This is a genomic window from Polyangiaceae bacterium, from assembly GCA_020633205.1.
Taxonomy (GTDB): domain Bacteria; phylum Myxococcota_A; class Polyangia; order Polyangiales; family Polyangiaceae; genus JAHBVY01.
The window spans coordinates 510,511-521,427 of the sequence record JACKEB010000014.1; the positions used below are offsets into that span (position 1 = coordinate 510,511).

A 10,917-nucleotide genomic window follows, 5' to 3' on the forward strand; every position below is an offset into this window, starting at 1 on the left:
ACGCCGTTGTTCCGATGTGTCTTCCGACCGCAGGCGCTGCCTCGGACGAGTCAGGGCGAGCTCGGGGTCAACCAGGAAAACTCCGGGAAGCCTGGTGGCCTCCAGTGGGCGAGCGCTACGCGATCATCTCCTGGATGATACCCAGAGACTCCGGCATGCCTTGGCGACCGAAGGTGTTGATCTGCAAACCCATGGCGTTGGCCAGAGTGATGAACAGGTCGTTGTGTGCTCGACCGCGCACGTTCCACTTGCGCGAGCCTTTATCGTCCGTGGTGATCTGACCGGAGCCCGGATCGAAGATCGGGCAGCGGATGTACTGACCCGTCTTGAGGTAGCCATGAGCATCGCCGATCACCATCCACGGTAGGCGGCTCAAGTCGTGGCTGCCTTCACCGATGTGCGAGTACACGAACACCAGTGTGTGATCGAGCAGTGATTGACCATCGGTCTCCGGAAGCGCGGCGAGCTGATCCAGGATGAAGGCGACCTTCGCGTACATCACGCGGTGTAGTTCGTCGATGGTAGCTGCTGCGGTGCTGTCGGTGATCTCCGGTTGGTCACCGCTCACCTTGTGAATCAGGTCGTGCCAGTCGCTGCTCCCATAGTCGCCGTCGGTGTAGCCGAACTCGTAATTCGGCGGCTCTTGGATCGACATTGTCACCACGCGGGTCGTATCCGTATGGAGCGCGGCGGCCGCGAGGCGACCGATCAGCTCCGTGTGTACGTGCCACAGCCGGTTGTTGACGTTGCCCCGCTGGTAGCCCTCGTCTAGCGCCGCCCAGGGATCCATGATGCTCGCCTTGTCGGGCCGATTCGCTTCACGGTTGTTGACCACCGCGAGGCTGTCGAACAGATCCTTGCGGTACTGCAGCATCGCGCTGACTTTGTCCTTGTCCTTACCGCCGAGCTTGCTGATTAGGGAGTCGTAGTCACCCTTGACGTGGTTGTAGACGCTTGTGCGTCGCGCTTGCAGAGCAGCCTGCGCTGCGGCGTCAGTGTTCAGCGGATCCGGGAACAGGCGATCCCAGATGTCGGGGATGTACATCAGGTAGGGAACTTGCTGCCCGGGCGCGGAGTAGGAGTGGTGGTTCGTCGAACGCGAGTACTGGCCTGCGCTCTCGTCCGCCATCACCTCGAGGCTGGGCAGTTTGGTTACCGGACCGTCTTTGCTCAGGAACTGCGCGATGGCTTGGTCGATCGACGGTCCGCCTCCAAGGTCACCGGTGGAGCCGTAGCGATCCGCCGCTGTGAGCATATGGGTCAAGCCTGCGAAGTGGGCGTTGCCCGGCGCCGTGGGGTCTACCTCATTGCTCACCATGTCGAGGTTCTCGAACATCGTCACTCGGGAACGATATGGAGACAGCGAGGACATAACCGGGCGGAAATCCCAAGCGGAGTTCGGCAGCGCTGTCGTTTGTGCCACGTACTTCGGACCCTGAATTGCGGGTTCGAAAGTGGTGCGACGACAGCCTGGGCTGACCTCGAGGAACAACATGCGGAGCGGGACGTCGCCCGGTGCGGCCTTCGCGCTGTTGCTGGAAAGCCAGGGGAGGGCGGCGCCAACGCTGCTGGCGCCGAGGAGCTTGAGGATCGTGCGGCGGTCGAATCGGTTCATCTCACGCTTCTTTCAGATCTCAGTGGAGGGCTCGGCTCACAGCTTGGGCCGGCTCAGGAAGGAGGGAGTAGTGACCAGGTTGATGATCAGCTTCTGCATGCTGTCGCCATCGGTCTCGAGGAGTTCGACGGCGAGCGCTTTCACCTCGCACGAGTCGGCGTTGGCGACGGAGCGACCGAGGGCATAGCGGAACAGATGCTCCGACATGCAGGCCGCGACCTGAGGGCTCGCTGCGAGCTTCCGGGATAGGTCGACGCCGTTTTCGATTTGGCCTTCGACGTCGCTGGTGGGAAGCGTGCCGGTCGCATCCACGTTGCAGCCGTTCTCCGTGTCGCGGTAGCGGCCGAGGGCGTCGTAGTTCTCGAAGGTGAAGCCCGCGCCGTCGATGGCTCGATGACAGTCTTGGCATTCCGCTCGTACGGTGTGCGTCTTCGCGACGCTGTCTCGCGTCGTGCAGACCTCGCTCGGGTCGACCTTCTCCGGCTCCTTGTTCAGGTTCTTCGGGTCTGCTGGCCCCGTCGGTGTGCAGAGGAAACTGCTTAGTAGTGTTACCCCGCGGAAAATTGGTGAGTGGCGCAGCCCATGGGAGGTCGAAGACAGCACGCCCGGTTGGGTGAGGATGCCGCTCCGTTGGTCTTGGGGGAGGTCGACGTAGACCAATTCGTTCGTTCCCGGCGCGGCCACGCCGAAAAGCGGTGCGAGACGATCGTTGACGAAGCCAAAGCTGCCGGTCATCAGCGATGCCCAGGAGTCGTCTTCCCACAGGGCCTTGTCGAGATACAGTCGAGCCGACTCTTTGAGATCTGCCTTCAGCTGGGTGTCGAACTCAGGGAAGGTGTTGGGGTCCAGGCTCAATCCGTCTATCTTGTAGAGCCTCATCCACTCGGCAAGGAAGTTGGTAAGCACCGGGCGTGAGCGAGGATCGGCCATCAAGCGCTCCGCTTGAAGGCGAACGCCGTCGTCAGTGTCCAACGCGCCGTCGCGGGCCGCGGTAGTGAGTTCGTCGTCGGGGAGCGTTTCCAGGAAGAAGTACGAGAGGCGAGACGCCATCTCGTAGCCACTCAAGCGGACCGCCTTGTCGCCGACGGGAACGTCTGATCCAAACTCCGCGCGGAACAAAAAGAGCGGCGACTCCAAGACGGCGCTCGCGACCATCTGCACCGCGTTGTCGAAACCCTGCTCCGCACGAGCGGTCGTAGCGAACGTCTCGAGGCGCCCTTGCTCGTCGCTGTCGAGAGGGCGCCGATAGGCGCGGGTGGCGAGGTTCGTGGCGATCTGGTTGACGCAAGTATCGCTGTCGTCGCTGCAGGGGGCCCAGCTGCTGAGGCTCTGAGCGGCCGCGGTCGCGACGTCGCCGGACAACTTCACGTACAGTTCGACGCCAAGCGGCGACGCAGACTGGCCGGAAGAGTTGTTCGTGAATCCATCCACTCGAGTGTCGGGAGCGGTGTCCAGCGGCGGCAGCGCGACACCTGGAAAGAGATCGGAGACACTGTTGCGGTATTCCGCCGGGCTGAGGCGTCTTAGCGGAGCGGAAGAAGACTGAAATACAGCATCGAGGCAGGCGTTCTGCGGGTTGCTAGTCCCGCCGCTACCGCCGTTGCCGCCTGGTGTTCCATCACCGCTCGCGCCTGGATCACCGATATTGCCTTGGCAGCTCCACCCCGCCAGAGCGGCGCAGGCGAGCATTGGGATGGCAAACCAATGTGTGGGTTTCATGGCTCTCCCTTCGCGCTCACTGCCCCGCTCGGCTCCCACCTCAGGAGCCGAAACGTTCCAGCGCGCGTAGCCATCACACTACCATCACCAAACCTGACAGTGGCTCGCAGCCAGGGAAGGTGACCGGCGCTCGTGGCCCCTGATTGCCATGGTCGAAATATACGGGTTTTCCTGTGGTAATTGGCGGATTGGCTAAGGCTCGCTGGATGATTCCCGTGTGCTTAAAGCGCGAACGAGGCCGATGTAGGCAACCCAAGCTGATGAGCGCTCAGGTCTTGGGCTACTGAGAGACCAGACGCACGAACGCTCCCTTGCCGGTCTGTTCGGAGGTGCAGTCGGCCATCCGAAGGGCGTACAAGTAACCATCGGTAAATTGCCGTACGGAACTAATGGCGCCGAGGTGTCCCGCGGCGTCGTTCTTTTCGGTGGCCCCGTCGGCGTCCAGCAGCAGGGATCGCGCGAACCCAGTGCAGGTGTCGCCGAAGAGCACTCGGTCATTCATTTGGCCGCCGTATGGATCATTCCCCTCTCGTCGATAGGCAGAGCTGACCCACACCACACGGGTGCTTGCAGAGGTCGCTTCGGGATCTTCCTTTACGAAGGCATCTCCGCTGTCATGAGAGAAGTAGGTCGCCGGATCGCGGAACTCGTTGCAGCGATCGCTGCCGACCTCCTCGTCGTCGTCTTCAGTTGTCTCGCTCGAGGGTACGCAAGGCCCTTCAGCTTCGGCCCAGCCGAAGTTCAGTCCCGGTGAGCTGGCCACATTCACCTCCTCGAAGTCGAACAACCCGACATCGCCGATCACCACGTGTCCGAACTGATCGAATCCTCCTCGCCAGGGAGAGCGTAACCCCCATGCGTAGGCAGCGGCGTGAACCCCCGAGTTCGTTTCCGCGGGGTTCCCAGCTGCGGGACGATAGGGCTCCATACCACCCTGCGGGATGATGCGTGCGACGGTGCCCAACAGGTTGTTTGTGTTCTGCCCGTTCTCGTCTCGGACCTTGTCGCCAAAGAACGCGTAGAGAGGCCGCTCATCGCCTTCCTTTTGTGGTGCGAAGCCAATCCAGCCGACGTTGTGCCAGGGGCGAGTTGCCAGTGGGTCGTCGACGCTGAGGATCTCTGCGCGAGTCTTCGCGATGGCGGAGTAGTCTTCGGATGTGAACTCGTAGCGATAGACACCACTGGCAGTTTCACTCGTGCAGTAGCCGAGATAGAAGTAGTGGTTCTCGCTGAACTTCGGATCGAGCGTGATGGAGATCAGCCCGCAGTCGAGGGGCGCTACGACTTCCGGGATGCTGAACTGGCCCAACAGCGTTAGGCCGGGTGTGCCTTCATCGCTAAGCGCGTAGTGCAACACACTGCCTGCTTTGTCGAGCACCAGCAGTTCGTGTGTTGCCGGGAGGAACTCGAAGTCGGTTGGATAGTCCGGCCAATCAGGGGCTACCAGCTCCTGGGCTAGCAGCTTAACGGGTCCTTCGGGCTGCGGCTCCGGCTTCTCGTTGGCACCCCCGCCATCGCTACAGGCGGTGAGGGCGAGCAGGCTCAGTATGGCTAGTTTTTTGGGGGTGAGGTCAGTTGTCATCAAGCTGTTCGATCCATTCTGCGATGGTATGCATGCCCGCGTCGTCCTCACGCTGCACGCCCAGCGGAGGCATCGGCTTCGCAAGGCGTCGGCCAGCGACGGAGTTCATCGCTAGCAGCAGCAGACTGTTGTCTGGATCCCCGGGGATCACCCGGATGCCCGCGACCGACGCGCTGCCGGTGGACTCGACATTCACCAAGTTGGCGACGGCGTCCTCAGGTAGCAGCGAGAACTCGCTGTTTGGGCCACGCCAGTCGTTGTGACAGTGGGAGCAGTTGCCGACCAAGTAGCCGAGCGCCCGACTCTCTTCGTCGTCGCCGCGTAGGCTTCGTTCGGGTTTAGCAGGAGGATGCGCGAAGGCTTGGGGGCTCAACGTGCCAGCGTCTTCTACTTGTTGTTGATAGCTGTTGAGCCCCAAGAACGCCTGAGGACTCGAGTCGTGGCAAGCCGAGCAGTCGCCTTCGCTCGGTACCTCGTGGGTGAGCACGTTCCCCCGAAAGTCACGTACCTCCAGCGTCGTACCCGATTCCACTCGAGTCGCGTCGCGAGACAGCGGGTCCCAGACGTAAACCGCGTAGCGCCGCTCGCCTCCGGCTCCTAGCTGAATCACTCGTGTTTCCGCGGGGACTGGCTCGCCGCTCGCGTTTGCGAAGAATAGCGTCTTGAAGGCGATGCTCCCGGCAGGGACTTTCCAGCTCGTCGGATCGGAGGCATCGATCAACTCGCCCTGCGGAAGAACCAATTGACGCCGCTTCCGCGCTCCGTTCGTCCACAGGGGAAAATGGGGCTCGAACTCCAAAGCGTGGGGATTTGCCTCGCTCGACCAGACCTCTAGAGGCTTGGAGAGATCCCAAAGGCCCACGCCGGACAAGCGCTCGGGGAACTCGCTTTCCGGATCTTCTATGAAAGGTTGAGGAGGCGGGACTCGGTTCCCTTCGGAACTACATGCGAGACACAACACGCAGATCGAGCCAGCGAACCAGCATCTGATGCCCATGGCAGTCGCTCAAGCGAACACCGTGCCAATGTGTTCTGACGCCCAAGTTGCTTGAAAACAGCTGTCTCGACGCTCAACGCGTAGGTGGGCCAAAGTGCGTCACAAGCGCCGGCGTCGACTTCGCTGATGGTTGTGGTGCCGACTAGCGGCGATCGCTCCGGTGACTTTCGCGCTCTGCGCGGGACACTGGCGGAGTGAAGAGACGCGTTCCTCCTAGCTCACTGAGATCACGATCTTCCCACCGGCGTTGTTCTGATCCATCAGGCGGTGCGCATCTTGAAGCGCTTCGAACGGCATCACGGGACCGAGCTGGAGGGACAGCTTTCCCTGCTCGACGAGATCGACGTATTGCTGAAGCTCGGCTTGCGAAATGTCCGAAGAGCCACCGGAGTAGCTAGTTAGCTTCACCCCGGTTGGGATGTCTCCCATCGGCGTGAACTGGCCAAGGGTCCATTCGCCTCCGAGGATGCCTGTCATGCACACGATGCCACCGGCTCGGGTCGCAGCGAGAGAGTCAAGCAGCGTCTTGGTCCCGATCAACTCGAGCACCCGCTCTGCACCTTGGCCGCCGTAGTACTCACGAACCTCATCAGCGAGCTTGCCAGTATCGATGAACACGTGGTCCGCGCCCGCAGCGAGCAGAGCATCTCGGCGAGCGGCGCTTCGAGAGGTGGTAGCGACCCGCTTTCCGAGCGCCTTGGCTAGGGCGAGCGCCGCGTAGCCGATAGACGACGTTCCCCCACGGATCAGCAAAGTTTCCGCACGGTCTATTTCGAGCCCCGTCTGGAGCGACCCGTGGGTGGTTTGCAGCATCTCCGGCAGGGCAGCCAGGCGCTCACTCTCGAGGGACGTTTGTAGCTCGAATACGTGCTCCCGAGGGACGCAAGTGTACTCCGCGTACGAGCCATCGAACTCGCGCCCCATACCCCCCATCATCGCCACGACGCGCGCGCCCGGCGCCAAGTCGGTGCCCGGGGCGGCTTCGACTACCCCGCAACACTCGATGCCCAAGACTCGCGGAAAGTGCACGCTAGGCGAGTCGCCATTGCGAGTGAACCACTCCGACCGATTCAAGCCAAAGGCCCTGACGCGGATGAGTGCCCAACCTTCCGCGGGGGTGGGCAGCGGGAGCTCACGCAGTAGCAACTGCTCCGCACCGCCGGCTTGCTCGATGACGTACGCCCGCATCTTGTCCTTCATGGTTCGTCCCCCTGACTGGCTCACGGTAGGTGCGCGAAAGCGCCTCACCGCGGACCTGAGTCATGGGGCAACTCGCGGCGGTCGTACAGCCCAACGCATTGGACACCTCTTTTCGGCGCACTTGTCCCTGTGACGAGGCGCTGCTACCCCGGTTTTCGTGGTCGACCTTCGTCAGTATGCCGCAGCTTTCGGACGTGGAGGTACGGGCCTCGCGCTGATCGTCTGCGCCTCGTCCGCGCTGACCTGTTCGGACCCCCTCGACCTCTGCGGCCCCAAGACGGCGAACCTGGAGTTCTTCTCCAAGGGGGACTGCATGCTGACCCGCGCCAGCTTCTTTCAGGGCCATGAGTGGCTGACCTACTTCGGGAACGCGAGCCTACCCGGTGAGACCCGATTCTCGAAGAGTGACTTGCAGACCATTGCCGAGGGGAATCGCCGTGTCGATTGGCCCAAGGAGCTCCTGGTCAACATGAACGCCGGAGTGGTGCAATACGCGAACGCGCTCACCGAATATACGGATCGCCCCGAAGTTCAGCGCTATCACTTTCTGCTCGATGACAAGAACACGCCGGCGGACGCCGTAGCGGACTCCCAGGCGGAGCTGGAGCGGCTGACACTGATTGCCCTCGAGAACTGGACGAGCGATCCCGTGAAGGCGCTCACCCAGGTCGGCCGCGCCAACCACTTGATCCAGGACTCCTTCTCCCCGGCTCACGCCAGTCGTGATTCATTCGACCCGGATCAGCCGTGGTGCATCCTCACCGTCAAGGCGTTCATCAAGCGCGCCGACGGCCATGACTCCCCTGAGATCGAGTATCACGGCGGAACGAGCAGCGACACCGTGGGTCACACCACGACTCAGGATTCCATTTACCGCGAGGGGCGCGATTGCCTCGAGCCTAGCGGCGCCACGCAAGTCGAGGCTTGCCTGTCAGTGCCTGCGAAGCGCGCGATCCTCGCGACCGCGGACTACCTCGAGCTGGTGCAGACCCTGGCTGCCAGAGTGACTGCGGGGCAAGCGACACCCGAGGAGGCGGTATCCCGAGACCTGCCGGGCTACACTTCGGAGCACCTAGCGCTGTGCGCCGACTGAGTGCCATGCCCCGATCGAGCCGCACGTCGGCTCCGAGCTCCGCGCTGGCCGCGCGCCGCGCGCGAGGCGTGGCCCGCACCCAACGGTTTCGGGTGGGCTTCCCTCCGGGGTTGCGTCGCTTGGCATTGGCCGTGGGCCTAGCTGTCGGTGTCGGAGGCTTGCTGTATGTATCCGAGAGGAAACAGCGTGAGGCGTGCGAAGCACGCGTCGCGTTGCTCGGTGCCCGGGCTCCGGAGTGGCGCAATCCAAGTGGAGCTGGGATCTGCGCTGGCGAGAGTCGCCCTCAAGCGTTGGTTTTGCTGGAGGTCCTCGAGCAATACCCGACGCTACCAAAGCTCCGGGTCAGGGTTGAGCCGCAGCTGGTAGGCAAGAGCGCGCAGGTCGAACTCGACAGCAGCTCCATTTTGGCTCCCCCTGGGGATGCTGCGCTCCGTGACCCTGCGGTGTGGTTGCATGAGGTCGCCCACCTTCAGTCCGCGGGGAAGCGACCGTCAGAGCCGATCGCGCAGCGCGTACTGCGAGCCATCGAGGAAGGCGCCGCTGACTACTACGCCGCGAGTCTCACCGGTAACGGCACCCTCGGGGTGATTGAGGGGCGTGCACAGCGCGATCTAAGCCAGAGCGTCGAGCCTCAGTTGACGGAATGGTCTGCGTTGGCCCTTGGCGCTGCCGACCCCCATCGCTTCGGCTGGGCGCTTGCGAGTCAGCTCTGGAAGCGCCTTGGCGCGAATCCGATGCTCGCTGCCGATCTCCTGCGTGGGCTGGCAGCACTCGAGCCGGGGGAGACCAGAGGCGCTTACGTCATTCAGCGGTTGAGCCAGGCCATTCCGCGGCGTAGTCGCGCTCCCCTCGCAACCTGCTTGTCGGCTTGGTTGCCTCCAGAGCTGCGACCTCAACCTCACCTGGAGAACACGAATTGATCCATCCGCGCCAGACCGGCGGTCGCCGTCTTGGGCTCAGGGAATTCAGAAGCATGCATACACAAAGCTCGAGTACGTCGCGGAGCCAGGCTTCGCGCAGCGCGCCTTCGCTGAGCACACTGCTGCTGCTTTCGTTGGTGATGTGGCTCACGCTGCTCATGGGCGGCTGCACGCTGCATCACAGCAAGCAGGCGCTCGCAGCCGGCGATGAACCACCGCCTGCGCCAAACGCGACCTTCATTCAAGAGGAAGACAGCGGAGTTTCCCTGCTTGGTTTCGTCGAAATCGCTGAACCCGACCACTACGCCGTGCTGCTGGAGCGCGCGCGGCGTCGCTACAAGTGCGGGCGCATCCATCACGCTCAGCTCGACTTCTTCACCGACCACTGGCTCCTGATCGCTTTCCCGATCAGTCGCATCACAGCCATCTGTGATCCTCCGCAGGGAAACACCGGCGAGGCACCTCAAAAGCCATGAAGCTCTGGCCCGTCATCTGTGGCGCCGCCAGTGCGTTCCTTTGGTGCGCCAGTGTGGCGGCTGAGCCTGGGTCGACGTTCGAGTCGAACGTGGAGCCCGAGGCCAAGCCACTGCCTCGCCTGGAGCAGAAAGACGCTCCGCGCGAGGACGGCTATTTCGCGGGCCGTGTGCATGAGGGGTTTCGCGATCACTACTGGGTGCTTGGCGTGGGGGCCGAGTACTTCGCGTCTGCGGCCAAGAGTGTGGCGAGCACGGGCGAGGAATTGGTCGGGCTGACGGCGATGTGGCGCCTCGGCGCGTTTGGGCCGCACTCGCTGTTGATGGTCAAGCCCGGCGTTGACCGCTTTCAGGACTCCCGGGTGCTAGCAGGGCTCGGCTTGCGTGGGTTCTACGAGATCCCTGGCCTCACGGAGCTGTCCTATGGTGTCGGTGGGCACGCAGAGGCGCGCCTCGCGGATCACTTCTGGCTGGCCTACCTGACACCGCTGGAGCTCGGCGCGGTGGTGTGGCGCAAGGGATCTTGGAACATCGAGACATTCGTCGGGTTGCGTCGCGCAGTAGCCGGCAACCTGATCAACTACTACCTGATCGATCCCAACGGGTTCGACAACGGGGACGCGTCGGACAACCTCGATGATGTGCTACACGGCACGCCGTGGAGGGTGTTTGCGCGGGTCGTGTTCGGGCGGAGGGTGGACTAGTGCGTCAGTGGTGCTCCCGAGCCCTCGGCGGTGCAGCGCTCATAGGCCTAGCAACCACGGCGCACGCCAAGGACTACCGCCTGTCCTCCCCTGGAGGCCGCTCAATCTACGATGAGCGAGAGACCTTCGGTGATGTCGTCGACCAGCGCTCACGCCGTTTTGTCGTAGAGGCTGCGATCGGTTCGGGGCCCGAAGGCAACGTCGGTATGCTCCTCGGCTACATCAACTTTCCGGTGCGCGGTCTCGAGTACTATCTAGGCTTTGGCGTCGAGTCGAACCCAGCGCGTCAGTACACTGCGGCGGTACGCTACCTGTTCAATATCGAAGGGTTTCGCCCCTACGTTTCCCTGGGATATCAGTACAAGGATGTGTTCGCCATCGGCACCTATAGCCACAACCTCTTCGGTGAGGTTGGCTACAGCTGGGTGCTACATCGCACCTACCACCTCACTGCTGGTGTCGGCGTACGGCGTGTCCTGACCGTCAACGTACGCGACGACTCGCCCCTGCGAGGTAGCGATACCGACCCTCAGTTGCTCGACGACGAACTGAACAACACGCCGCGCTGGGTCCCCATCTTCGCGTTGCGCTTCAGCCGCGCTTTCTGACGCTTC

General features: G+C 62.7%; 10 protein-coding genes. 5 read left to right on the forward strand and 5 right to left on the reverse strand.

Annotated features, from left to right (window positions below; all coding sequences use genetic code 11):
- Positions 1 to 115: 115 nt before the first annotated feature.
- The 5 genes from H6718_22280 to H6718_22300 all read right to left on the reverse strand — a co-directional run bounded on the left by H6718_22280 (position 116) and on the right by H6718_22300 (position 7,101).
- Positions 116 to 1,615, reverse strand: coding sequence for a DUF1552 domain-containing protein (locus tag H6718_22280; protein ID MCB9588152.1), 1,500 nt, complete (start codon positions 1,613 to 1,615; stop codon positions 116 to 118).
- Positions 1,616 to 1,651: 36 nt separating this feature from the next.
- Positions 1,652 to 3,334 (reverse strand): DUF1592 domain-containing protein, encoded by a 1,683-nt coding sequence (locus H6718_22285; GenBank protein MCB9588153.1) that lies wholly within the window; start codon positions 3,332 to 3,334, stop codon positions 1,652 to 1,654.
- A gap of 280 nt (positions 3,335 to 3,614) precedes the next feature.
- A complete protein-coding gene (locus H6718_22290) occupies positions 3,615 to 4,916 on the reverse strand; it encodes a PQQ-dependent sugar dehydrogenase (protein ID MCB9588154.1) in 1,302 nt (433 codons plus the stop codon).
- Complete coding sequence (locus tag H6718_22295; protein ID MCB9588155.1) at positions 4,906 to 5,913, reverse strand: hypothetical protein; 1,008 nt, start codon at positions 5,911 to 5,913, stop codon at positions 4,906 to 4,908. The genes H6718_22290 and H6718_22295 overlap by 11 nt, the downstream gene beginning before the upstream one ends.
- A 213-nt stretch (positions 5,914 to 6,126) precedes the next feature.
- A complete protein-coding gene (locus tag H6718_22300) occupies positions 6,127 to 7,101 on the reverse strand; it encodes a zinc-binding dehydrogenase (GenBank protein ID MCB9588156.1) in 975 nt (324 codons plus the stop codon).
- A gap of 169 nt (positions 7,102 to 7,270) precedes the next feature.
- Between H6718_22300 and H6718_22305 the strand changes: the two genes are divergently transcribed.
- The 5 genes from H6718_22305 (at position 7,271) to H6718_22325 (ending at position 10,911) form a co-directional block, all read left to right on the forward strand.
- Positions 7,271 to 8,206, forward strand: a complete 936-nt coding sequence (locus H6718_22305) for a hypothetical protein (GenBank protein ID MCB9588157.1) — start codon at positions 7,271 to 7,273, stop codon at positions 8,204 to 8,206.
- Positions 8,207 to 8,337: 131 nt separating this feature from the next.
- Positions 8,338 to 9,126 carry a hypothetical protein gene (locus H6718_22310; protein ID MCB9588158.1) on the forward strand — a complete coding sequence of 263 codons (789 nt, stop codon included), beginning with the start codon at positions 8,338 to 8,340 and terminating at the stop codon, positions 9,124 to 9,126.
- Between the two features lie 53 nt (positions 9,127 to 9,179).
- Entirely contained in the window at positions 9,180 to 9,602 is a 423-nt protein-coding gene (locus tag H6718_22315; GenBank protein ID MCB9588159.1) for a hypothetical protein, read from the forward strand.
- Positions 9,599 to 10,303: a hypothetical protein gene (locus H6718_22320; GenBank protein ID MCB9588160.1), complete on the forward strand. Its 705-nt coding sequence runs from the start codon at positions 9,599 to 9,601 to the stop codon at positions 10,301 to 10,303. Before H6718_22315 ends, H6718_22320 begins: the two co-directional genes overlap by 4 nt.
- Complete coding sequence (locus H6718_22325; GenBank protein ID MCB9588161.1) at positions 10,303 to 10,911, forward strand: hypothetical protein; 609 nt, start codon at positions 10,303 to 10,305, stop codon at positions 10,909 to 10,911. The genes H6718_22320 and H6718_22325 overlap by 1 nt, the downstream gene beginning before the upstream one ends.
- Positions 10,912 to 10,917: the final 6 nt, after the last annotated feature.